Origin of the sequence: Puniceibacterium confluentis, assembly GCF_007923445.1 — a bacterium.
Lineage (GTDB): Bacteria > Pseudomonadota > Alphaproteobacteria > Rhodobacterales > Rhodobacteraceae > Puniceibacterium > Puniceibacterium confluentis.
Map to the genome: position 1 here is coordinate 16,316 of NZ_VOJI01000029.1, position 23,953 is coordinate 40,268.

General features: G+C 65.3%; 20 protein-coding genes and 1 pseudogene. 12 read left to right on the forward strand and 9 right to left on the reverse strand.

The annotated features are described in order from the left end of the window. Positions 1-26 precede the first annotated feature (26 nt). The 5 genes from FOY53_RS19805 (at position 27) to FOY53_RS19825 (ending at position 6,167) form a co-directional block, all read left to right on the forward strand. The gene (locus FOY53_RS19805) at positions 27-938 is read left to right on the forward strand and encodes an ABC transporter permease (RefSeq protein ID WP_146592049.1); all 912 of its coding nucleotides are present in this window, start codon (positions 27-29) and stop codon (positions 936-938) included. A gap of 11 nt (positions 939-949) precedes the next feature. Further along, positions 950-1,879 carry an ABC transporter permease gene (locus FOY53_RS19810; protein ID WP_146592050.1) on the forward strand — a complete coding sequence of 310 codons (930 nt, stop codon included), beginning with the start codon at positions 950-952 and terminating at the stop codon, positions 1,877-1,879. After that, positions 1,876-3,510, forward strand: a complete 1,635-nt coding sequence (locus FOY53_RS19815; protein WP_146592051.1) for an ABC transporter ATP-binding protein — start codon at positions 1,876-1,878, stop codon at positions 3,508-3,510. Before FOY53_RS19810 ends, FOY53_RS19815 begins: the two co-directional genes overlap by 4 nt. Before the next feature lie 12 nt (positions 3,511-3,522). Next, a complete protein-coding gene (locus FOY53_RS19820) occupies positions 3,523-4,575 on the forward strand; it encodes an Ldh family oxidoreductase (protein ID WP_146592052.1) in 1,053 nt (350 codons plus the stop codon). 71 nt (positions 4,576-4,646) lie between these two features. Continuing rightward, positions 4,647-6,167: an aldehyde dehydrogenase (NADP(+)) gene (locus FOY53_RS19825; RefSeq protein ID WP_146592053.1), complete on the forward strand. Its 1,521-nt coding sequence runs from the start codon at positions 4,647-4,649 to the stop codon at positions 6,165-6,167. A 63-nt stretch (positions 6,168-6,230) separates the two neighbouring features. Here the strand turns inward: FOY53_RS19825 and FOY53_RS23470 are convergent. The 3 genes and pseudogenes from FOY53_RS23470 to FOY53_RS19840 form a co-directional block, all read right to left on the reverse strand. Next, positions 6,231-6,377 (reverse strand): annotated as a pseudogene (locus FOY53_RS23470) (IS30 family transposase); the annotation flags it as partial. 606 nt (positions 6,378-6,983) lie between these two features. Beyond that, positions 6,984-8,096 (reverse strand): ATP-dependent DNA helicase, encoded by a 1,113-nt coding sequence (locus FOY53_RS19835; RefSeq protein WP_246107484.1) that lies wholly within the window; start codon positions 8,094-8,096, stop codon positions 6,984-6,986. Between the two features lie 393 nt (positions 8,097-8,489). After that, positions 8,490-9,443 (reverse strand): hypothetical protein, encoded by a 954-nt coding sequence (locus FOY53_RS19840; RefSeq protein ID WP_222435299.1) that lies wholly within the window; start codon positions 9,441-9,443, stop codon positions 8,490-8,492. On the opposite strand from FOY53_RS19840, the gene FOY53_RS19845 reads away from it, so the two are divergent. The 3 genes from FOY53_RS19845 (at position 9,436) to FOY53_RS19855 (ending at position 12,258) form a co-directional block, all read left to right on the forward strand. Next, the gene (locus tag FOY53_RS19845) at positions 9,436-9,987 is read left to right on the forward strand and encodes a hypothetical protein (RefSeq protein WP_146592055.1); all 552 of its coding nucleotides are present in this window, start codon (positions 9,436-9,438) and stop codon (positions 9,985-9,987) included. The two genes, FOY53_RS19840 and FOY53_RS19845, sit on opposite strands and share 8 nt — an antisense overlap. Before the next feature lie 82 nt (positions 9,988-10,069). Continuing rightward, the gene (locus FOY53_RS19850; protein WP_146592056.1) at positions 10,070-11,236 is read left to right on the forward strand and encodes a nucleotide sugar dehydrogenase; all 1,167 of its coding nucleotides are present in this window, start codon (positions 10,070-10,072) and stop codon (positions 11,234-11,236) included. Between the two features lie 14 nt (positions 11,237-11,250). Next, positions 11,251-12,258: an NAD-dependent epimerase/dehydratase family protein gene (locus FOY53_RS19855; protein WP_146592057.1), complete on the forward strand. Its 1,008-nt coding sequence runs from the start codon at positions 11,251-11,253 to the stop codon at positions 12,256-12,258. A gap of 231 nt (positions 12,259-12,489) precedes the next feature. On the opposite strand, the gene FOY53_RS24010 is transcribed toward FOY53_RS19855, so the two are convergent. The 4 genes from FOY53_RS24010 to FOY53_RS19875 are packed head-to-tail and all read right to left on the reverse strand — an operon-like array spanning position 12,490 to position 16,408. Then, positions 12,490-13,032, reverse strand: a complete 543-nt coding sequence (locus FOY53_RS24010; protein ID WP_146592058.1) for an acyltransferase — start codon at positions 13,030-13,032, stop codon at positions 12,490-12,492. A gap of 39 nt (positions 13,033-13,071) precedes the next feature. Next, positions 13,072-13,905 (reverse strand): CpsD/CapB family tyrosine-protein kinase, encoded by an 834-nt coding sequence (locus tag FOY53_RS19865; protein ID WP_146592059.1) that lies wholly within the window; start codon positions 13,903-13,905, stop codon positions 13,072-13,074. Positions 13,906-13,916: 11 nt separating this feature from the next. Beyond that, complete coding sequence (locus FOY53_RS19870) at positions 13,917-15,515, reverse strand: GumC family protein (RefSeq protein WP_146592060.1); 1,599 nt, start codon at positions 15,513-15,515, stop codon at positions 13,917-13,919. 5 nt (positions 15,516-15,520) lie between these two features. Then, positions 15,521-16,408, reverse strand: coding sequence for an ExeA family protein (locus FOY53_RS19875; protein WP_146592061.1), 888 nt, complete (start codon positions 16,406-16,408; stop codon positions 15,521-15,523). Positions 16,409-16,832: 424 nt separating this feature from the next. Here FOY53_RS19875 and FOY53_RS19880 point away from each other — a divergent pair, with 424 nt between their 5' ends. The 4 genes from FOY53_RS19880 to FOY53_RS19895 all read left to right on the forward strand — a co-directional run bounded on the left by FOY53_RS19880 (position 16,833) and on the right by FOY53_RS19895 (position 22,346). After that, on the forward strand, positions 16,833-17,519 hold the full coding sequence (locus FOY53_RS19880; RefSeq protein ID WP_146592062.1) for a sugar transferase: 687 nt from the start codon (positions 16,833-16,835) through the stop codon (positions 17,517-17,519). A 173-nt stretch (positions 17,520-17,692) separates the two neighbouring features. Further along, complete coding sequence (locus FOY53_RS19885; protein WP_146592063.1) at positions 17,693-20,188, forward strand: tetratricopeptide repeat protein; 2,496 nt, start codon at positions 17,693-17,695, stop codon at positions 20,186-20,188. A gap of 164 nt (positions 20,189-20,352) precedes the next feature. Then, complete coding sequence (locus FOY53_RS19890) at positions 20,353-21,018, forward strand: polysaccharide biosynthesis/export family protein (protein ID WP_246107485.1); 666 nt, start codon at positions 20,353-20,355, stop codon at positions 21,016-21,018. Beyond that, complete coding sequence (locus FOY53_RS19895; RefSeq protein ID WP_146592065.1) at positions 21,018-22,346, forward strand: porin family protein; 1,329 nt, start codon at positions 21,018-21,020, stop codon at positions 22,344-22,346. Before FOY53_RS19890 ends, FOY53_RS19895 begins: the two co-directional genes overlap by 1 nt. On the opposite strand, the gene FOY53_RS19900 is transcribed toward FOY53_RS19895, so the two are convergent. Together FOY53_RS19900 and FOY53_RS19905 are read right to left on the reverse strand one after the other, a co-directional pair. Beyond that, positions 22,333-23,613, reverse strand: coding sequence for a glycosyltransferase family 4 protein (locus FOY53_RS19900; RefSeq protein ID WP_146592066.1), 1,281 nt, complete (start codon positions 23,611-23,613; stop codon positions 22,333-22,335). The genes FOY53_RS19895 and FOY53_RS19900 overlap by 14 nt on opposite strands. A 135-nt stretch (positions 23,614-23,748) precedes the next feature. Continuing rightward, positions 23,749-23,953, reverse strand: a 205-nt coding sequence (locus FOY53_RS19905; RefSeq protein ID WP_222435300.1) for a hypothetical protein, incomplete at its 5' end; no start/stop codon positions are given.

Genomic DNA, 23,953 nt, shown 5'->3' on the forward strand with positions numbered 1-23,953 from the left:
GCCCACCCACAATTCGAGAGGCTGTGATGAACCTTTTCCGCCGCACCCTGCTCACCCTGTTTTCGCTTGTCGGACTGTTCGCCCTGGTGTTCTTTCTGTCGCGGGTGACGGGTGACCCGTCTTACCTTTTCCTGCCGGTCGACGCATCGGCCGAGGCGCGCGCTGCCTTTTCCCGGGCGCAGGGCTTTGACCAGCCGGTTTCGATTCAGTTCTTCAGCTACCTGAAGAGTATCCTGAACGGCGACTTTGGCACGTCTCTGCGCCAGCAGCGCCCAGCGATGGACATCGCGCTCGAGGCCTTTCCTGTCACCCTGCGGCTGATTGCCGTGTCGCTGTCGATCGCCTTCGCCGGGGCGCTCCTGTTCGGGTGTCTTGCGGCGATACGGCCGCGCGGCATTGCCGACCGGCTCATCTCGCTTGTCTCGCTCGCCGGGGCCAGCGCCCCGGATTTCTGGGTCGCCATCATGCTGGTGCTGGTCTTTTCGGTGAAACTCGACCTTCTGCCGACCTCCGGGCTTGGCGGACCCGCCTATTGGGTCTTGCCGGTCTTTGTGCTGGTGCTGCGCCCTTTCGGGCTTTTGGGTCAGGTGGTGCGCGGCGCAATGATCCAGACCCTTTCCGCGCCGTTCATCAAGACCGCCCGCGCCAAGGGTGTCGCCGAGCAGCGCGTGGTCTTTGTCCATGCCCTGCGCAATGCCATGCTGCCGGTCGTCACCGTGGCCGGAGACCTCACCGCCAGCCTGCTCAACGGCGCGGTGATCGTCGAAACCGTCTTTGGCTGGCCCGGCATCGGCGGCGTGATGATCAACGCGATCCTCCAGCGCGACTTTGCGGTGATCCAGGCGACCATTCTTGTCACCGCCGTTGCGATCCTGGCACTGAATATCGTGATCGATCTCGCCTACGGCTGGCTTGATCCGCGCCTGCGCACCGCTTGAGGGAGGAGCGAATGGAAATGTCTCAAACCGATCCCGCACCGTTGGCCCGGCCCGACCGCGCTGCCCCGTTCCGCCTTGGCAGGATGCTGTTGCGCGACCCGGCGCCGCTCTTGGCCACCTGCGTTCTGCTTGTCATCGTCTTTTCGGCCATCTTCGGTGCGGAACTGGTGGGGGAAACCGCAACCAAACCGAACTTTGCCCTGCGCAATGCAGCGCCGCAGTTCGAGCACGGTTTTGCCTATCTCCTCGGGGCTGACAACCTTGGGCGCAGCGTCATGGGACGGCTGGTGCTCGGCGCCCGCACAACAATCGCCATCGCCGCTGGCGCGGTTGTCCTTTCGTTGTCGATCGGGGGCGCACTCGGGCTTGTCGCCGGCAGCCGACCCGGGCTCCTGAGCGATGTGATCATGCGTCTGACCGACATCATCATGGCCTTTCCATCGCTCTTGATCGCGCTGATCGTGCTTTATCTGCTTGGCCCCGGCATCGGCAATCTGGTCCTGGTCCTGGCTGTCACCCGCATTCCGGTCTACCTGCGCACGGTGCGCGCTGAAGTGATGGAGATCCGCCGGAGGCCGTTCGTCGCAGCTGCGCGCTCGATGGGGGCAGGGCAGGGATGGATCATGCGCAAACACCTTGTCCCGCTGGTCCTGCCGACGCTGTTCACCATTGCCGCGGTCGACTTTGCCGCCGTCATCATCGCCGAGTCGGGCCTCAGTTTTCTTGGTCTGGGGGTGCAGCCGCCGGACTTTACCTGGGGGTCGATGGTCGCCTCTGGGCGCGGCTATATCTCGTCGGCTTGGTGGCTTGCTGCGCTGCCCGGCGTGATGATCCTGGCGACCACCCTGTCGCTGGCGGTGCTGGCCAACTGGGTGCGGCTGGCCACCGATCCGGCACAGTCCTGGAGGTTTTTCAGGGCATCCAAGGGGAGTTCGACATGAGCAATGCGGCCGTCCTGAATGTTGAAGGTCTGAAGGTTTCCTTCCTCACCGAAACCGGCCGGGTGACGGCGGTCGAGGAGGTCGGCTTTTCGGTGGCCCGAGGCGAGACGCTGGTGATCCTCGGCGAGAGCGGTTCGGGCAAGTCGGTCAGTGCCTCGGTCGTCATGGACATTCTGGAGTGCCCGCCCGGCACCGTCGACAGCGGACGTGTAACGCTGGACGGCACCGATCTGCTCGGGATGGAACCAAAGACGCGGCGCGGCATCAACGGCGCGCGGATCGCGATGATCTTTCAGGACCCGCTCTCCAGCCTGAACCCGGTTTACAGCATCGGGACGCAGATCGCGGAGGTGGTGAACGTCCATCAGGGCGGCGACGGGCGCGTCCGTGCGATCGAGCTTCTCGGGCGCGTTGGCATCCCCGATCCGGAAACCCGCTTCGGGCAGTACCCGCATCAGTTTTCGGGCGGACAACGCCAGCGCATCATGATTGCCATGGCCCTTGCGATGAAGCCCGACGTGCTGATTGCCGATGAGCCGACCACCGCCCTGGACGTTACGGTGCAGCGGCAGATTCTCGACCTCTTGCGCGAGCTTCAGGACGAGACCGGGATGGCCATCGTCCTGATCACCCACGACCTTGCGGTGGCCGCACGCATGGCCGACCGGGTGGTGGTGATGAAAGACGGTCGCATCGTCGAATCCGGCGATCTGCCCACTGTCGCCAGCGCACCCAAGCATCCCTACACCCGCGCCCTTCTCGGCGCGATCCCGCGTCTGGAGCAGGCCCGGCAGGCCGCGCTCTCCGGCGTAGAGGCCAAAGTGCTGCTTCGGGTCGAGGGTCTTTCCAAAGACTATGACCTGCCCGGTGCGCCATTTCGGGCCGGACGAACCGTCGCGGCTCTACGTGACATCAGCTTCAGCCTCGACGCCGGCACCACGCTGGGGGTCGTCGGCGAGTCCGGGTCGGGAAAGTCCACCCTCGCGCGTGTTCTGATGGGGCTCGACCAGCCGAGCGGTGGCACGGTGCAGTATGATGGCATCGAGCTGTTTGACATGTCGCCACGGGACCGGCGGCGGTTTCACCGCGAGGTCCAGATGGTGTTTCAGGACCCGTTCGGCTCGTTAAACCCGCGGATGACCATCGAGGACATCCTGTGCGAGCCACTGGCGATCCAGAAAGACATTCTTCCGCGTCGGGCCTGGCGCGATAGGGCGGCCGAATTGCTCGAACTGGTGGGCCTGCAGACCGGCCATCTTGCCCGTCGCCCCGGCCAGTTTTCCGGCGGTCAGCGTCAGCGCATCGCCGTTGCCCGCGCGCTTGCCTCGCAGCCGCGCCTGATCATCTGTGACGAGGCCGTCTCGGCGCTGGATGTGCAGATACAGGCGCAGATCATCGAGCTTCTCGCCGGTCTCAGGCAGTCCCTCGGGCTGTCTTACATCTTCATCACCCACGACCTCCCGGTGGTCCGGTCGCTCGCCGACCAGATCATCGTGATGAACCAAGGGCGCATCGTGGAGGCCGGCGAAACCGGCGGACTCTTCGCATCGCCCGCCCACCCTTACACCCGCGAGCTTCTGGCCGCCTCCGGTCTGCCGGACTGGATGGCCGAAGTGGTGCGTCAGCTCTGAAGGACTCCCTGCATGCCCAAACTCTCCGTTTCCACTGCCACCGAACTGGCGCGCACCCTGCTGGCGGATGCGGGCATGAGCGCCGCCCAGGCCGCTGCGATGGCGGATGTCCTGATTGCCGCAGACCTGATGGGCCATCGCACCCACGGCCTCGGCATGCTGCCGACCTATCTCGACCGGATCGCCGCCGGGCTGATCCGCCGCGAGGGCGAGATCGAAACCCTGAGCAAAACCTCCTCCACCTTCGCATGGCACACCGACCGGCTTCCCGGTGCGTGGGTCATGCAGCAGGCGATGAGCAGGCTGCAGGACATGGCGCGCCGCCATCCCGTCGTGACCGCCACCGTCTCGAATTGCACCCACATCGGGTCATTGCAGGTGTACCTCGAAGAGCCCGCCCGCAACGGCTATCTCGCGCTGATGATGGTGACAGATCCGGGCGTGGCCTCGGTGGCTCCCTTCGGCGGGGTCGACCCGGTGCTGACCACCAACCCGATTGCCTGCGGCATCCCGACAGGCTGCGATCCGATCCTGATCGACCAATGCACGTCGCTGGTCTCCAATGCGCAGGCACAGTCCATTCCCGAAGGCCAGACCGAGCTTCCGGGCGACTGGCTTCTCGACAATATGGGGCGCCCCTCGCGCGACCCTTCCGTGCTCAAGACCGATCCTCCCGGCACCATCATGCCCCTCGGGGGCGCCGATTTCGGTTACAAGGGCATGGGCTTCATGCTGATGGTCGAAGCCTTCGCCCTCGCGCTCTCGGGCCATGCGCGATCCACGCCGAAGACCCGTGGGGCGCAGGGCGTCTTCGTTCAACTCATTGACCCTTCAGCTTTTTCCGGGCGCGGCAACTTCGAGGCCGAGATGAAGCATGTGGTCGAGGCCTGCCATGCCTCTCGCCCCGCTGAAGGCTCGTCCGGGGTGCGGTTGCCGGGCGAACGTGCACTGCGTCTGAAGCGGGAGCAGACCGAGACCGGGCTCGATGTCGAGACCGGGCGTCTGGACGCCATCCGCGCCGCCTGCGAGCGAAACGGTTTTGATGTTCCGGCACTCATGCGTTGAATGCCGCACCTCGTGCACCTTTCAAAAGAACTCGACCTGATCCCCCTGAATAGGGGCAAGTGAGGAGACCCATGAGCTTTACCCCCAAGTCCAAGCACCTGATCGCCGGCGAATGGCTGGACGGTCCGTCCACCTTCAAATCCGAGCCTGCCCACGGTGACGCCTTCGACTATCCCGTCGGCACCCCCGATCTGGTGAACAAGGCCTGCGAAGCCGCCGAAGGGGCGTTCTGGACCTACGGCTATTCCTCCCGCGAAACCCGCGCGAAGTTCCTCGAAACCATCGCGGATGAAATCGAGGCCCGCGCCGAAGAGATCACCCAGGTCGGCACCTCCGAAACCGGCCTGCCCGAGGCCCGGCTCCACGGCGAGCGCGGCCGCACCACCAGCCAGCTTAGCCTCTTCGCGTCCCACATCCGCGACGGCGCTTATCTCGACGTCCGCCACGACAAGGCCCTGCCCGACCGTGCGCCGCTCCCGCGCCCCGACCTGAAGATGGTCCAGCGCCCCATCGGTCCCGTCGCCGTCTTCGGCGCCTCCAACTTCCCGCTCGCCTTTTCTACTGCCGGCGGCGACACAGCCGCAGCGCTGGCCGCTGGCTGCCCGGTGGTGGTCAAGGGCCACTCCGCCCACCCCGGCACCAGCGAGATCGTCGCCCAGGCCATCGACGCCGCGATCCGGAAATGCCGTATCCACCCCGGCGTGTTCAGCCTTATCCAAGGCGGCAACCGCGATGTCGGCAGTGCCCTCGTCCAGCACCTGCTGGTCAAGGCCGTCGGGTTCACCGGCTCGATCGGCGGCGGTCGCGCGCTCTTCGACCTTTGCGCCCAGCGTGATGAGCCGATCCCTTTCTTCGGCGAGCTCGGCTCAGTCAACCCAATGTTCGTCCTCCCCGAAGCCGCGAAGGCACGCGGTGCCGCCATCGGCGAAGGCTGGGCTGGATCGCTGACCATGGGTGCGGGCCAGTTCTGCACCAAACCCGGCATCGCCGTGATCGCCAAGGGCGCGGATGGCGATGCGTTCGTCGCCGCTGCCAAATCGGCGCTGGAAAAGACCGCATCCCAGACCATGCTGACCAACAATATCGCTAAGGCCTTTAAAGGCGGCAAGTCCCGCTTTGATGTCCACAATGCCGTCGTCGCCCTGTTGACGAACGAGGACGAAGGCCGCAAAGCCAGCCCGAACCTCTACCAGACCGACCTTGAAGACTACCTGAAGGACCACGCGTTGGGAGAAGAAGTTTTTGGCCCGCTCGGGCTGATTGTACGGGTCAGCGCAGCTCAGGAGATGGAAATCATCGCCAAGGGCTTTGAAGGCCAACTGACAGCGACGCTTCACATGGAGGACGACGACACTGACCTTGCCAAGTCCCTCATGCCGATCCTCGAGCGAAAGGCGGGCCGAATCCTGGTAAATGGCTTTCCCACCGGAGTGGAAGTGGCCGATACAATGGTCCACGGCGGCCCCTATCCAGCCTCTACCAACTTTGGAGCCACCTCCGTCGGCACGCTCTCGATCCGCCGGTTTCTGCGGCCCATCTGCTACCAGAACATGCCGGATGCGCTGCTTCCCGCCGAACTTGTCATTCCCTGACCGGGCAGTGACTGTGTGAGCGATAAGTGAACTGCGACTCTTGTTGGGCTCAGGGTAGGGCGGTCATCTTAATTCCTCCAACATCTTTTCGCGGAAGACTTCGGCTGGCATCTTCCATCCAAGGCATTTGCGGGGAGTATTGTTGAGGCGATCGCAGATCACCTTCATGTCGTAGTCAGACATTGACCGGATGTCGCGTTTGCGTGGCAACACGTTCGATGCCACCGAGGGCGCCCGCCCCATCGCTTACGCTTGCCCGACCCTGCACCGCTCAAAGCTCCACAGCACGACGCCGTTTGAGCGTATCAATGAGGAGGCGATGCGGTGCACTAACGTCGTCGGTGTTCGGGCAGAATGGTGACTGGCAAAGCCAGCACCGCTATTGATGTTCGAAGCTTCAGCCAGATCGATACGACCCCGGATTGACCCGCTTCCCAGCATCACCACACAGGTAGCCTGACCGGTGTTCCAGAATGGACATCCCGAAATTTACATGGGATTGACGGATGCTACCGGCTTCCAGAGATCCACGCACACGCAACAGAGCCGGAAATTACCCTAGGGCATAAAGCTAGGTCGATCTCAAACCCCTGTAGGCGGACCTCTGGACCCGTCTGGAGGAAAGGCTGGATGCTCCGCTGGGTCCCCTTCGAGACCCGACGAAGTCCTAGGTTTCCCGGAGCCCGAGATGGGGATGCTGCTCGGCGCCGCAGATATCCCGGGATCAAATCTGCCTGTGTGGGGTGGCGGCTGCCTTCTGCCAGTGTCCTGTAGCCTTGTAAGTGGCCGCCTGCAACGGGGCAGGCGGCCACTGACTTAGATCACAACCGTGACCCGCTCCTGCGCCCGGGTGATGCCGGTATAAAGCCAGCGCAAGCCATCTGCGCGAAACGCCCGGCTTTCGTCGAGGATCAGAACGTTACCCCACTGGCTGCCCTGCGCCTTGTGCACGGTGATAGCATAGCCAAAATCAAAGCGCTGGTGCTCGTCGAAGTTGCTCCGACCCGACCCGCTCTTGTCGTTCTCGAACTCTGACGCGGAGATCGTCGCTTCGATTTCCTCACCTTCCGTTTCCGAGCACCGTTTCAGGCACAGAGTTACGGCATCACCATCGACAGCAGGCGGCTGGACGACATCGAATGTCTCCCCGTTGGAGATTCCGAGGTCCGTGTCATTGCTCAGGCAGATCAGACGATCCCCCAACATAGGCAGGGGTCCCTCTCTCCCAAGCAACCTGCGAATGTGGGCGTTCTGAAGTGTCCGCCAATTATTGGTGCCCACCAGGATCTGATCTGCGTCCAGAAGCATGGCATCGGTCAGGTCCCCAAACCCGATCACCTGACTCTGTCCATAGGTTCCGAGCACCAGGCCCTGGCCATTCCGCACCTCCATCGAGAGACGAACCAACGGATTGCCCAGAGCCTGGCGATGAATCTCCGTCAGCATCACATCAGGGGCGGCTTCGGTGAAAAAGCCGGCGCCCTTCACCGGCGGCAGCTGCGCCGGATCTCCGAGGACAAGCACGGGTGTGCCAAAGGACAGCAGATCCCGTGCCAACTCCTCCCCGACCATCGAACATTCGTCGATGATCACCAGCGCCGCAGAGGCAACCCGGCTGTTGGGGTTGAGTCTGAAACCCGAAAATGCGCCGTGCCCGTAGTCAGGCCGGTAGATCAGCTTGTGAATCGTCGTGGCGCCGGTGCAGCCCTTGGAGGCCATGACCTGCGCCGCCTTTCCGGTAAAGGCTGCATAAACGACCTCACCTTTCATTCCGGCGGCGATAGACTTAGCGATGGTGGACTTCCCGGTTCCGGCATAGCCAAACAAGCGAAAGACCTGCTGCTTGCCGGGTCCGGCAAGCAGCCAGGCAGTCACCTTGTTGAGGGCATCGATCTGGTGGGTCGAGAACATGTTGTTGAAAACAGTCATGTGCATCTCCTTGAGAGTGCGTGAGGTGAGGACACATCCGGAAATGGCCGACGCATCGGACCTTGAGTGCCGGACATGTCTGGAGGGCCGTGTCAGAACCATTCTGGCACGGTGGGCCCGCCAAGGGCGCGAGACCCATGGCAGGGGGTGGCTAGAGCTGTGACAGCTCTGAAAAGAGAAATGCGTACAGGCGTCTGCAGCGCCCATGCCGATCCGGGACAGAGATGGGTGTCACGCTTTCCTGATCTTGAGGTCTTCTCCTCCGGAAGCATTCAGCCGGGTCGGGTGTCACGCTCCCCTAATATCATACGTTTTCCGTATCGACGCAGAGAACCAATATGAAGTTAGGGGAGCGTGACAGGCCCCGCGGTCCGGGGCTGGTCCCGACGCTCGTCACGGCGGCACGGCATGTTTCGGCACCACGGCCTTTGCCGCAGCCTTTGCCGCGCGGCACCGACGCTGGCGTTCTGCCGCGCGGTCCCGTTTTTTGGCGCGGATCGGATCCTCTGTTCCGGTGAGGTCCAGGACCGTCTTGCGAACACGTTCGTTTGTTATGTCGCAGGCCTTGCGCATCACACAGTCCGCACAAACACTCGCTGCTCCGGCAGCACTTCCCGCCACTCCGAAACAGCTCTGCAAGAGTTCTTCCGGGCTTAATCTACTTGCCGCAAACGGCACCCCGTCAAACCGTGAAGGATCACCCACGGCTCTGGCACGTGCAGCCTGAACGATTTCGCTCGGAAGGTGCGCAAAATCTGCGTCAGTCAGTATGTGCCGTTTCAGAGACCAGTTCTCCATCAGCACAGGTGTCTTCGCTTCATGGGCCTGATCAAATTCAATCAGTTCCTGCCGGAAGCGAATCTGCGCAGGCAGCTTGCGATCATTCTGATGCCAATACTCGGGCAAAGCCCCAAGACCACCGAACGCCGCGTATTTTGCCCCAAGCGTCCAGTGCTGCCGAAACTTCGCCTCCCAGGCCACGGTCGCCTTCTGGCTTGGAGCAAGCTGGTTGGGCTGCGGCATTTCCTTGCGCGTCCGCGCCTGAGCAAAACCAAAGGCGAACCGCATATACTCACCATACGGCAGCCCCGTGGCGTCGGCATTCTGGCGGGCGATCCACAGCTGGGTCAGATGCGCGTTGTTCTGAGACCAGTCAATTTTTTCACCGACATGCTCCCCTGTCCGCCATTCCCCGGGTGCCAGAACAAGCCCAGGCTGCTTGTAGCGTGCCTTATAGGCCTCGAAGAACAGCCAGGTCGCTGTGAGCGGCGTAAGAAACCGGTATTCCGGCCACTTGGCAATGATCAGATCGCGTTCCACCTGGAGGACTTCTGTGGGGATGAGCATTGCGATGCCCACAAGTTCACTGGTCCGGGCCGAAGGCCAAGTTGAAGAAGATATCATGTTAAGTCCTGCAAAAGTCTTCTACTTTCGTTATAGCAAGCAGAGGGACGGCATGCGTGCGATAGTGCGTGAAACGGAGAAAAAAGTTCATATCCGGCAATCTGGAGCACATGCCGGGCGGGTCATTTCGAAACATCAGCCAGGCTACAGGTCTGCCGCGACACTGATGATCCCCACGGTCGAGGATCCGGGCGCGCAGGGTATTGGGTTTCGCTCGCTCACCGAGACTGTCGACACCACCACCAGCGGCATACCGTGCCAGCTCTCAGAGTTCGCCCGCGATCATCCGAAAGGCCCCGGGGTTCCTGATACCCCGAATCTACCAAGCGGGCCGGGGCGAGAACCTCGATCGGCAGGGGCGGAGCTGTCCGGGTCCACCGCCGAACGGGTCATACCTTGTGCATCTGCACCGGCGCAGGCGGCCGCGCGGCGGGCAAGCGGTTGCACCAATTGTGATCAGCAATTGTTCCGCGTATATCGGCCCTGACGCGCATTGTTTATGCAGGACAGTTCATCCCTGCGGGGTCTGGGGTCAGATCCTGCCACTACAGTTTCAAGAGGTATCGGACATGAAGATTGCAGTTGCAGGCCTGGGCTATGTCGGCCTGTCGAACGCCGTCCTTCTGGCGCAGCATCACCCGGTCACGGCGGTCGATATCACCGAAGCCAGGGTCCGGATGGTCAACGAGGGCAAATGCCCCATCGTGGACACCGAGCTTGAGGACTTTCTGGCCAACCGCCCGTTGCAGCTGGAAGCCACGACCGACGCCGCTTCGGCCTATGCCGACGCCGATTTCGTCATCGTTGCGACACCGACGAACTATGACCCCAAGACCAACTATTTCGATACTTCCAGCGTCGAGACGGTGATTGCCGATGTGATGGCCGTCAACCCCAAGGCCACGATCGTCATCAAGTCCACCATCCCCGTGGGCTATGTCCGCCAGGTCAGACGCCAGATGGAAACCGATCAGGTGATTTTCAGCCCCGAGTTCCTGCGCGAGGGCCGCGCGCTGCATGACAACCTGCACCCCTCGCGGATCATCGTCGGCGAGCGTTCCGAGCGCGCCAAGGTCTTTGCCGACCTGCTGCTCGAGGGCGCCGAAGACGCCGATGTCCCGGTGCTGTTCACCGACCCGGACGAGGCCGAGGCGATCAAGCTGTTTGCCAACACCTATCTTGCGATGCGCGTCGCCTTCTTCAACGAGCTCGACAGCTACGCCCTGGCCGGCGGCATGGACAGCCGCCAGATCATCGACGGCATCAGCCTCGATCCGCGCATCGGCGGGCATTACAACAACCCCTCCTTTGGCTATGGCGGCTACTGCCTGCCAAAGGACACCCGGCAGTTGCTGGCCAACTACAGCCATGTGCCGCAGAACCTGATCCGGGCGATTGTCGATGCCAACCGCACCCGCAAGGATTTCCTCTCGGACCAGATCCTGATGCGGGGACCCAGGGTTGTGGGCATCTACCGGCTGGTGATGAAGGCCGGTTCCGACAACTTCCGCCAGAGTTCGATCCAGGGGATCATGAAGCGGCTGAAGGCCAAGGGGGTCGAGGTCATCGTCTACGAGCCGGTGCTTCAGGAGGAAGAATTCTTCCGCTCGCGGGTAATCCCTGATCTAAAGGCCTTCAAGGCCGAGGCGGATCTGATCGTTGCCAACCGGCTGACTGACGAGATTGCCGATGTGCAGGACAAGGTGTTCACCCGCGATCTGTCCGGCACCGACTGAGGGGGGCCCGGCCTATGCAGACAGTTCTGGTTACCGGCTCGGCCGGCTTCATCGGATATCATCTCTGCAAGAGCCTGCTGGCGGACGGACTCCGTGTGGTCGGACTGGACGCGCTGACCGACTATTACGACGTCTCCCTCAAGCAGGCGCGGCACGCCATGCTTGAGGATGCGCATTTTACCCCGGTGATCGGGCGGGTCGAGGCGCCGGGGCTGGTGCTGGACCTGTTTGCAAAGCACCGTCCGGACTGTGTCGTGCATCTTGCCGCGCAGGCCGGGGTGCGCCATTCGATCGACAATCCGCGCTCCTATCTCGAAAGCAACATCGCCGGCACCTTCGAGATCCTCGAAGCCGCCCGGGCGCATCCGCCAAAACACATGTTGCTGGCCTCGACCTCCTCGGCTTATGGCGCCAACACCCAGATGCCCTACCGCGAGACGCAGAAGGCCGATCTGCAGATGTCGTTTTATGCCGCCACCAAGAAGGCCGGAGAGAGCATGGCCCACAGCTATGCGCATCTGTTTGACCTGCCGGTCACGATGTTCCGCTTCTTCACCGTCTACGGGCCGTGGGGGCGCCCGGACATGGCGCTGTTCAAGTTCACCCGTGCGGTGTTCGAAGGCAAGCCGATCGATGTCTACAACCACGGCGACATGCGCCGGGACTTTACCTATATCGACGATCTGGTCCATGCGATCCGGCTGCTGATGCAGGTGGTGCCGCAGCGCCCGCAGGATGGCATCGTACCCGCAGGCGACAGCCTGTCACCGGTGGCGCCGCACCGGATCGTCAACATCGGCAACTCCAACGCCGTACAACTGTCGGAGTTCATCGCCGCGATCGAAGAGGCAACCGGCCTGTCGGCGACGCGCAACCTGATGCCGATGCAGCCCGGTGATGTGCCCGCCACCTGGGCCGATGCGGACCTTCTGAAGACACTGACCGGCTACCGCCCGCGCACCGATGTGCGCCAGGGGGTGGCGAACTTCGTCGCCTGGTATCGGGACTATTACGGCACCTAGTCCCGCCGCCGGATCGCGTCACAGCAGGGGGCCGGGACCTTTGCATGCCACCAATCCTCGATCCTCCGGCGTTCTCTTAGCTCAGTTGCGTGTAGACAGCTCCCATGGCACAATCGCCTCATTAGATAACCCATTGGTTTCTAACAGGAGTCGCACTTCAAGGTAGCGCGCACCGGCTACATGAGGCGCATCGCATAATCAGACTTATGTAATATCGCGGCAACGACCGCATCAACTCCGCATCCGGATCACCCGGGCGGGGCTGCCTGCGGCGATGGCGCCTGCGGGCACATCGCGGGTCACCACCGAGCCGGCGCCGATCACGCAGCCGTCGCCCAGCGTGACGCCGGCGGTGATCACCGTCTTGGTGCCGATCCAGCAGTCTTCGCCGATCACCACGTCACGCTCGATCATGTCCTGATCGGTGATGCGTTCCCCGGCCGCCAGCCCGTAGTCTGCGGCGGTCACAAAGCAGCCCGGGCCAAAGGTGGTGCGGGCGCCGACGCGGATCCAGCTGGCAGAGCGTCCCGACCAGAGGGCGCAGTATTCGCCGATCTGGACCTGATCACCCAACTCGATCCGCTCGCCGTTGCGGAACGAGCTGTTGGGCGCCAGCCGCACATCGTGGCCCAGCGTCATCCTGGGGCGCTGCAACGCATGGCTGTAGCCATAATAATGCAGCATCCGGAACGGATGCAGCAGCACGTAGGGATGCGCAAAGGACCGCAGGACCCGCCCGAGCCGCGTCAAGGGGCTGTTCTTTTTCACCGCCATGGCCGTTCTCCTGCCGCCTTCAGCCGCGCCGCCGCCGGCTCAGTCGTAATAGCCGTAACCGTAGTCCGCGCCCATGTAGCGGCACTTGTTCAGGATCACGCCCATCACGTTGGTCTGGCTGGCCAGTTCCCGCTCGCACAGGTCGATCTCCTTGATCGTCGAGGACTCGGCCCCGGCCACGATCAGCACACAGTCGACCTGCCCGGCAAAGGCCATGGTGTCGTCGGTCACCAGCATCGGCGACATGTCAAAGATCGTCAGCGCCGGATCATAGCGGGCCTCGATCTCTGCCAGTGCCCGCGTCACCCCCGGCCCGTTCAGCAGTTCCGCCGGGTTGCGGCTGGGCCCCGGGTTGGTCGAGATTGCCAGGTTAGTGCCGTAGCGCAGCGCATTCTCCGCGAAGGTGCCGGTGCCCTCGAGCACCGCGGCAAAGCTGATGTCGCGGCTGACCCCCAGAATCCGCCCCAGCGACGGGCGCCGCAGATCCAGCTCGAGCAGCAGCGTGCGCAGATCGGGCTGCCGGGCAAAGCTGAGCGCGAGGTTGAGCGCAACGGTGCTCTTGCCGCAGGCGGCGGTGGGCGAGGTGATGGCCAGACGGCGCCAGTTGTTGGCCCGCATCTGCTGCAGCACCCGGGTGCGCAGCATGTCGACCCCGGTGGCCGGGCCGCCGCCCTGGAAGGCGACGATGCGGTTGCGCTCCATCTGCCGGGCGTTCAGCGTCAGTTCGGGCAGCTCCTGCCAGGCGGTTGAAATGGCGGCAGGCCCGGCCCCCGCAGGCGCAAAGATCCCGGTGCGCGACGGCGGGGTGCCGGGGGCGGCACTGCCGGTGCGGGCGGCGCGGGCCTTGGCGATGGCGTTCTGAATTTTTTCCATGTCTCTCCCCCTCAGCCCAGCGCCGCCGGACCCGACCGGCCCAGCCCGGCCAGGCCGATGCGCCGGCCGATGGAATCCAGAATCAGGTCCAGCGGCATGTACCAGGTGTGTACCGCCCAGAGTCCCGCCGGAATGCCGATCAGAAACGCCCCCAGAACCCCGAAGATCAGCGCCCGGCGGCGCAGCATCTCACCCCGGGTGCGGTAATAGGGCAGCGTCGCGAACGGCGTGATGCCCAGGTGGTTGGTCAGGTCGGCGGGACGGCGGATGCCCGCGTGCATCAGTTCGAGCAGCAGCACCATGCCCAGGCCCAGCACCATGCCGCCCCCGACCCCGCCGGCGGCAATCACCAGCCGGTTGGGGCGTTCGGGTTCGGTCGGCACCACCGCCTGTTCGACGATCGAGATCCGCTGTCCCTTGGACAGCGCCTCGATCACGTCGCCGGTTTCGGCGCGGGCCTTGTTCGCCACCGCCAGGTCGTACTGGGTGCGCACGTTGGCATAGTCGCGTTCCAGCGTGTCCAGCGTGATCGCATTGCCCGGTGTCGCCTCGACCGAGCGGCTGAGCGCGCCCAGCCTGTCCTCGACCTGCGCCTTCTGGGCAGCGACAAGGGTCAGCTGCGCGTCTATTTCGGCCAGTTGCACCTCGTAGACGGTCATCGCGGCGCCGTCCTGCGACACTCCCGCCCGCGACAGCTGTTCCTGCACCACCGCATCCAGCGCGGCGATGCGGGTCTCAAGCAGCTTGATCTTGGGGTTCTCGGGGGACAGCACGGCGCGCAGGCCCGACAGTTCGTCGCGCAGCCCCTGCAACTGGCGCTGTTCGGAACTCTGATCGCGCAGCGGCAGGCCGCCCTGCGCCGAACTGTCGGCGCTCTGCTGGCTCACCACCTGGGCGCGGCGGTCCTTCAGCGCCGCCGCTTCGCGCTCGAGCTGAAGCAGGCGTTCCTGGCTGGCGGCCTGCTGGCTGCGGCGGAAATCCAGGCTGTCGGGCAGCGCCTCCTGGTTCTTTTCCTTGAAGCGCAGAATGATGGCGCCGCGCTGCGACAGCTCCTTGTCCAGCCGCGCCACCTCCTGCTCGAAGAATTCCAGCGTCTGGCGGGCGACCCGGGTGCGCATGCCCACATCCTCGCGCAGGATCAGGGTGACCAGCTCATTGGTGACCGTCGCCGACATCCGCGCCGTCGGCGCCTCGAAGCTGACCGACACCAGGGTGGCGCGCACCGGGCCGCGCGGCACCGTGCCCCCGGTCGTGATGATCGACACCCGGCGGCGCATGTCCGCAACCAGCGCATCGGCGTCCAGCGCCCCCGACGGCTGTCCGGGCTGGGGCGCGTAGATCTGCAGCCGGTTGGCCATGTCGAGCAGCGTGTCGCGGGTCAGGATGCGCTGCTGGATGATCTCAAGCTGTTCGGTGGCCTCGGTGCGCACGGTCGAGGCGGCAAGCTCGTCCGGGATCTGTTCGGATTCCACCAGCAGCCGCGCCTTGGCGACATAGACCGGCGGCAGGACCGAGGCCAGGGTCAGCCCGACGGCCGAGCCGATGATCAGAAACAGCAGGAACCAGTGCAGCCGCCGCAGGAACAGGGAGAAATAGAACTTCAGGTCCATGGCGGTCAGTCTGCCTTTGTCTTCGGTTGCTGTGCCGGGACAGGTGCCGGAAAGGCGCCCGTCTGGCAGGGAAAGAACACCCCGTCGTCCAGCACCTGCTGCACTGTCTGCGGTGTGACCGTATGCTCGGTCCGGGTGAACGCATAGACCAGCGACAGGTCGCACAGCTGGTTGACCAGCCGCGGCACCCCGCCGGTCATCTCATGCACCAGCGCGCAGGCCTCGGGGGTAAAGATCTCGGCTTCGGCGCCGGCCACCGTCAGGCGGTGGGTGATGTAATGCTGCACCGTCACGCCGTCCATCACCGTGAGATGAAAGGCCGAGGACACCCGCTGTGCGAACTGCCGCAGGTCGGGGCGGTGGATCATGTCGCGCAGCTCGGGCTGGCCGACCAGCACCAGCTGCAGCAACTCGTCCTTGTTGGCGTTGATATTGGTGAACATCCGCAACTCTTCGAGGGACTCGCGCGTCATGTTCTGCGCCTCGTCGAACATCAGGATCACCCGGCGCCCGGCGGCGTATTCCTCGATCAGGAATTTCTGGAACCGGCCGAACAGGTCGACATAGCCCTCTTCGGGACGGGCGGGCTGGCCCAGCGCCTGCAGCACCCAGCGCAACAGCTCGCCCCGGTCGCCATGGGCATTGGCGATCAGCCCGATCCGCACCTCTTCCCCGACCGAGCGCAGCAGATGGTGCAGCAGGGTGGTCTTGCCCGCGCCGACCTCGCCGGTGATCAGGGTGATCGGCGCGCGGGTCAGGATGCCGTATTCCAGCATCGCATAGGCCCGATTGTGTTGGTCCGACCAGAAAATGAAATCCGGGTCCGGCACCAGCGAGAAGGGTCTTTCTTCCAGGTTGAAGAAAGCCGTGTAGATATCGAGCGTACTGTTCATGCCATGCCTGAAATCTGTCGCGGAACCATTCTCTCGTGAGCCCGGGGAATTATGACTGTCTGCTCAAAAACAACCAGAGCCTGCTTTCCCTACCGTGGATAGGGCATACGGACAAGCCGCGCACCCAAACCGTCAAGGCGGAACCGCGAAACCGAATCTCCAGCCCGGAACCGTGACAAAAATGGCAGCACCTGCCGCAGCTTCCCTCCCGAAGGCCTCTGGAGGCGGCGATAAGTCACGGAAAATGACGTTAACACATTTTCAGCGTATTTAGGTCAAATTGCGGATAGGTTTTAGGTGTCTAGACGGGACCACCCTTGGTTATCTGTCTGGATGTGAGTTTGGAAAAAGTACCCGCGTACCCCGCAACCACCCACCTCGTAACATGCAATACACCTGCAATCCGTTTTGTGGAGGTGATGGCATGACCACGATGTATCGCAATGCCACAGCCCCCGCCGGGCTGCGTGTCTCCGCGCCGTCGCGCACCACACAGCCGCCGTTCCGCCCCTACCGCGATGGCGGCAAGCGTCTGATGGATCTGGTGCTGATCACCATAAGCGCGCCGCTGGTGCTGATGGTGGTGGGCTGCCTGGCGCTGATTGTTGCCCTGAACGGCGGTCAGCCGTTCTACAGTCAGCAGCGCGTTGGCCGCAACGGCCGCCATTACCGGATGTGGAAGCTGCGCTCGATGGTGGTGGATGCCGATGCCCGCCTGGAACAGTTTCTTGCCTCGGACCCGGCCGCCCGCGCCGAGTGGGACCGCACCCAGAAGCTGAAGGCCGACCCGCGCATCACCGCGTTCGGACGCATCCTGCGCGCCTCCTCGCTGGACGAGCTGCCGCAGCTGTGGAACGTCTTCCTGGGTGACATGTCGCTTGTCGGGCCGCGCCCGATGCTGCCCAGCCAGACCAACATGTATCCCGGCTCGGCCTATTACCGCATGCGTCCCGGTCTGACCGGCACCTGGCAGGTTTCGGTCCGCAACGACTCGGATTTCGCCGACCGGTCGCGCTGCGACACCCTCTATGACAACCGCCTGTCCCTGCCCGAGGACCTGCGCCTGCTGGCGGCCACGGTGCGGGTGGTGGCAAAGGCCACCGGCTACTGATCAGAGCCGGTCATCACATCGGACACGGGGGGCAGTTCTGCCCCCCTTTTTGTTGCTTTGCTGCCCGTCGGCGCCGCTTCGGGAAATTTGGGGATTCAGTGTTGACCCGAGCCGGTGTAGACCGGCACCTGGCAGGCCGGATTCAAGCCCGCAGCAGAACAGCCCAGAGTGACATGATTACAGATATCCAGCGTTTTCGTCCGATCCTTCTTCTTGCCGTCCTGTGCAGCGGCCTGTTTCTGGCCGGATGCGAAAGCTCCGAGGAAAAGGCCGAAGGCCATTACCAGTCGGGCCTTGCCCTGCTCGAGGCCGGAGACGAGGAGCGTGCCCTGGTCGAGTTCCGGAACGTGTTCAAGTACAACGGCTTTCACAAGGAAGCCCGGCAGACCTATGCCGAGATCCTGCTGCAGCAGGGCAAGGCCCAGGAGGCCTACAGCCAGTATCTGCGGCTGATCGAACAGTATCCCGACACCGTCGAGGTGCGCCGCGCGCTGGCCGAGATGGCAATGCAGAGCGGCAACTGGGACGAGGCCGAACGCCATGGCCGGGCCGCCCTGGCGCTGACCCCGGACGACCCGCAAACCCGGGCCATCCACCTGGCGCTGACCTACCGGCAGGCGCGGATCGACCGGGACGACACCGCCCGCCGCCGCATCGCCGCCGAGGCCACAACCCTGCTGGACACCCTGCGCGGTGCAGGCGGGCGCGACAATGGCGCCCTGGTGCGCATCGTCATCGACGACCTTGCCTCGGGCGCAGACCCCACCGCCGCCCTGCCCGCCATCGACGCCGCCCTGGCCCGCGCGCCGGACTCGCTCTACCTGCATCAGGTCAAGGTGGCGATCCTGGCCCAGACCGGCGATATCGCCGGCACCGGCACCCAGCTGCGGCAGATGATCGAGACCTTCCCCGACAACCTGCCGGTCCAGCAGGCGCTGATCAGCTGGTACATGGCGCAGGGCGACACCGACGGCGCCGAAGCCTTCCTGCGCGAGCTCGCCGGAGACGACAGCGGCGACACCGCCGGTCATCTGAGCGTGGTGCAGCTGTTGCAGACCGCCCGCGGCGCGGCGGCGGCGCGCGCCGAGCTGGCCCGCCTGAGCGCGGCCAATGACGGCACCGACAAGGGCCGGCTCTATGCCGCGATGATCGCCTCGATGGATTTCGAGGCCGGTCAGCCCGAGGCCGGGATCGCCGGGCTGCGCGCCGCGCTGGACGGGGCCGACCCCGGCACCCAGACCCGCCAGCTTCAGGTGATGCTGGCGCGGATGCTGGCCCGCACCAATGCGCGCGACGATTCCCGCGCGCTGATCGACCAGGTGCTGCAAGAGGACAGCAGCAACGTCGAGGCGCTGAAGATGCAGGCCGGCTGGCTGATCGATTCAGACAACCCCGGCGAGGCGATCGTGGCGCTGCGCACCGCCCTCAACCAGAACCCGCAGGATCCCGAAACCCTGACGCTGATGGCCCTGGCGCATGAACGTGACGGCGACATCAACCTGATGGGCGAACGGCTGGCGCTGGCGGTCGAGGTCTCGGGCTCGGCCGTGCCGGAAACCCTGCGCTATGCCCGGTTCCTGCTGGAACAGGGCCGCGACCAGGTGGCGGTTTCGGTGCTCGAGGATGCCCGGCTGCGGGCGCCGGAAAATGCCGACCTGCTGCTGATGCTGGCCGACAGCCACCTGCGCGCCCATGCCTGGCCACAGGCCCAGGGCCTGGTCGACGAACTGCGCCGGATCGACACGGAGCAGGCCCGTCAGGCGGCGCCGACGCTGCAGGCGGCGATCCTGCAGGGCCAGAACCGCACCGAGGACAGCCTTGCCGTGCTTGAGGCCGTGGTCGGCGAGGGCGTCTCGGAGGCGGACCGGCAGGGCGCCCGCGCCGTGGTGCAGATCGTGCAGACCCGGATCCGCAGCGGCAGGATCGACGAGGCCCGCGCCTATCTGGACGAGATCCTGGCAACCTCGCCCGACAACCCGGACCTGCAGCTGCTGGATGCCAACCTGCACGCGCTGACGGGGGACATGGCACAGGCCGAGACCGGCTACCAGGCCCTGATCGACCGCTTTCCGCAGAACGACCTGCCGGTGCGCCTGCTGATGGGGGTGCTGTCCGCCGCCGGCCGTCAGGACGAGATCCCCGCCGTGCTGGACGCCGCCCTTGACCGGATCCCCGAGGCGGCCAACCTTTTGTGGATCAAGGCCAGCCTGCTGGAGCAGGAGGGTGACATCGACGGCGCGATCGCGGTCTACGAGACGCTCTATGCCCGCGACAGCAGCAACACCATCGTCGCCAACAACCTGGCCAGCCTGATCACCACCCACCGGGCCGGACCGGAGAACCTGGAACGCGGCTATGCCATCGCGCGGCGCCTGCGCGGCACCGAGGTCCCGGCGTTTCAGGACACCTATGGCTGGATCGAATACCTGCGCGGCAACCTCGACGAGGCGCGGGACTATCTTGAACCCGCCGCCGCCGGGCTCGGCTCGGATGCGCTGGCACAGTACCACCTTGGCATGGTCTATGCCGGGCTTGGCCGGGATGCCGACGCCCGCGACGCCCTGACCCGGGCGCTGGATCTGGCCGGCGACAGCCCGCTGAAACAGTTCGAGACCGCCCGCGAAACCCTGGCCGGCCTGCCCGCTCCCGAGGCTCCCGCCAACCCCTGACCTGCCCGCAATTGTTGCGCCCCCGGCACGATCCGGACAGGAAGGGGCGCTGTGCGGGCGCCGGGAACTGTATTTCTTTGCAGTTGCGCTCCGGGCTGGACTAGACTCCAGCCAGAGACCGCAAGAGGGCAACAGGCCCCGGGGAGCAGAGCAGGATGATTTTCGTGAAACCGAAATTTCCGGTCCGGACCGGCCGGACCGCAACCGCGCTGCGCAGTCTGGTGCTGGCGCTCGGGCTGGCCGGGCTCGGCGCCACCGGCGCGGCGGCGCAGGGTTACGGCGTCAAGCCGGGCGACACGCTGCGCATCGAGGTGCTGGAGGATCCCAGCCTCAACCGCACCGTGCTGGTGGCGCCGGACGGGCGCATCTCGATGCCGCAGGCCGGCAGCATGCGGGCCTCGGGACGCACCGTCGAGGCGATCCAGAGCGACCTCACCGGGCGCCTGGCCGGCGCCTTCGCCGCGATGCCCAATGTCTATGTCTCGCTCGAGCAGCTGGCCGCGCGCGAACCCCGGGTGCAGCGGGCCCCGAGCGCCCCCGCCGCCAAGCCGGTGATCGGCGTCTACGTGATGGGAGAGGCCAGCCGCCCCGGCCGGATCGAAGTGGCGCCCGGCACCACGGTGCTGCAGATGTTCGCGATGATGGGCGGGTTCACCAAATTCGCCGCCACCAAGCGGATCCAGCTGCGCCGCACCGACCCGGCCAGCCAGGCCGAGACGGTGTACAAGCTGAACTACCCGGCGATCGAGGCCGGCGAGGCGTCCGGAGGACAGGCCACCCTGATGGATGGCGATGTGATCGTCGTTCCCCAGCGCCGCCTGTTCGAGTGATGCTTCCCCCGCCACCCCCGTCGGCCCCCCGCCGGGGGAACGGCAGACCCCTGCCCCGCATCCCTGCCCTTGCCCGGCTGGCCCCCGTACTGCCGCTGGCCACCCTCGCGGCTGCGGCGCTGACGGTTTCGGCGGCGGCCCAGTCCTATGACACCGGCGGCCTGCAGCTGACCTTCGGGCTGCTGCTGCGCAGCACCGCCGAGGACAACCGCGCCCTGGAGCCCGACAGCGCCGGACCCAGCACCACGGCACAGACGCATCTCTCGCTCGGGCTGCTCAGCGAAACCCGCTCCGAACGCCTTGCCTTTGACATCGACGGCACGCTGCGGGCGCTCGACACCCCCGGCGGCACGGCCGCAGGCTCTGCCCTGACCAACCCCGGCCTGGCCCTGTCCTACGGCCGCAGCAGCGTCGGCGCCCGGCTGGGGCTGGAGGCCGCGCTGCGCGAAACCGACCTGTCCGAAAACCGTCTGGACGCCGACGGCCTGAATCAGGTCAGCGGCACCGCAACCCGGCGGCGCGGCACTGCCGGGGTCAGCCTGAACTGGGGCGATGACGCGCCGCTGGGCTTTGGCCTGCTGGCCCGGGTCGAGGACACCACATACCGCGACGGCACCGCCACCGGCACCGGCAATTCCACCCTGGACGACAGCCGCCGCCGCACCCTTGGCGCCACCACGCGGATCGATCTTGGCCCGGTGCAGCAGCTGGACCTTGGCCTGACCTGGAGCGATTTCGACCTTGCCACCCTGTCCGGGCGCCGCGAGACCGTGACGCTGGACAGCACCCTGACGCTGGCCCGCCCGCGCGGCGCCACATCCGTGAACCTGACCCTGACCAGCACCGAAGAGGGCGACCGCATCGCCACCAGCCTGGGCCAGTCCCTCGCCCTGCCCTCCGGACAGCTGTCGGGACAGATCGGCGCGACCCGCAGCGCCGAGGGCGGCACCTACATGACCGGCGGCCTGGACCTGCGCCACGAGCTGGCACGCAGCACTCTGAGCCTCGGGCTCAGCCGTTCGGTGACCTCGAGCGACACCACCGACGGCGAACAGCTGTCCACGCGGGCGGCGCTGTCCTACAGCCGCGAGCTGCCGCCGGTGGGCCGGATCCGCGTCGGACTGAACCTGCTGGGCACCGAGCAGACCGCCACCGGGGCGCAGACCCTCGGCACCGAATTCGGCCTGTCCTACAGCCGCGATCTGCCGCAGGACTGGACCGTGGCGGCCGGCTACACCCACCGCTTCCGGGATGAGGACGGCACCGGCGCGGCGCAGTCGAACCGGATTTTCCTCGAACTGCGGCGCGACTTCGTCAGCCGCTTCTGACCCGGGCAGCCGGCGCGGCCTCGGGGACGCTGTCGGCCGTGACCGGCAGCGCCATCGGCCCCTGCCCCATCTTCGCGAAGATCCGCTCGTAGGCCGCCAGCAGCTGGGGAACGCTGTGTGCCCAGGATAGCTCCTCGTGCACCCGCGCCTGCCCCAGGGCGCCCATCCGGGCCCGCCGCTCGGGGTCGTCGATCAGCTCGGCCAGCTTGCGGGCAAAATCCTCCGGATCGTTGGCCCGGGCATAAAGCGCCGCCGCGCCGGCCGACACCCGGCCCTCGGTCAGGTCGAACTGCACCAGCGGCTTTTCCAGGGTCATGTATTCCATGACCTTGTTCATCGTCGAGATGTCGTTCATCCGGTTCTTGGGATCCGGAGACACCCCGATGTCGATGGCGTTCAGCACCGCCAGCAGGTCGGTGTTGTACAGCGCCCCGGTGAAGGTGAAATACGCCTGCAGCCCGCGCTCCGCCACGTCGCGCTCGACCTCGGGCAGCTGCGGGCCAAAGCCGACGATCAGGAAATGCACGTCGCGCTTGCCCAGGGTGTGGATCAGGTGGTCCGCCGCCATCACCAGAAGGTCCATGCCCTCCTGCTGGCCGATCACCCCGACATAGCCCATCACCGTACCCGCCCCCTTGCGCAGGGCGCGGTTGCCGGGTCCCGGCGTGAAGGTCTCGACCTTTGGCGCCGAGCGGACAACAAAGACATCCTCGGGCGCCATGCCGCCGCGCCCGGTGGCGATGTCGCGGAAACTGCCGTTGGTCGCCATCGTCACCGACGCGGTACGAAAGGTCAGCCACTCCCAGGCCCGCATCACCCCGTACAGCAGACCGCGGCGGCCGAACTTGGCCTCGAACAGCTCGGGACAGACGTCGTGATGGTCAAACATGTAGCGCACGCCCCACAGCCGGTAGCACAGCGCCATGACAAAGATCAGGTCCGGCGGGTTGCAGCCCTGGATCACGTCGAACTTCTGCCGCTTCCAGATCAGCCGCGCCAGCCGGAACCAGTGCAGCATCGACAGCCCCCATTCGCGGCCATAGGCCAGGGCGCTGGAATGCGCCTCGGGGGGTTCGGGATAGCGGTAGATCTGCACCCCCTCGATCACCTCGTGCGGCGCGGTCCAGCCCCGCCCCATCGGGCAGATCACCGACACATCGTAGCCCGCCTTCACCAGCGTCGTGGCCTCGAGCCAGACCCGGCGGTCCAGCGGCACCGGCAGGTTCTCGACGACTATCAGGATGTGACGGGCGGGGACCGCGGTCACAGATCTGGCTGAAAACACCGGCGGTTCTCCTCGGGGTTGGGTATCACTCACTTAAAAGACCCGGATTCACGAGGGAAGCGGGGTTTCCAGATAAGGCATGCAGTGTGACCGAAAGGCATGCCCCGGCGGGCAGGGTCATCCGGACGATCCCGGCCCGCCAAAGTCGCGCTGCAGCAGCCGCACGGCATGTTCCAGGGTTTCCCCCAGCCCCCAGCCATTGGCATCGGCCACGGCGCAGAAGCTCTCGATGGTGTCCGGGCGGGCCTTGAGGTTGAACTGCGCGTTGCGCCCGGTGCGGCGGCGGCGGGGCGGCGCGCCCCCTGCCCCGGCGGCGGGCGCG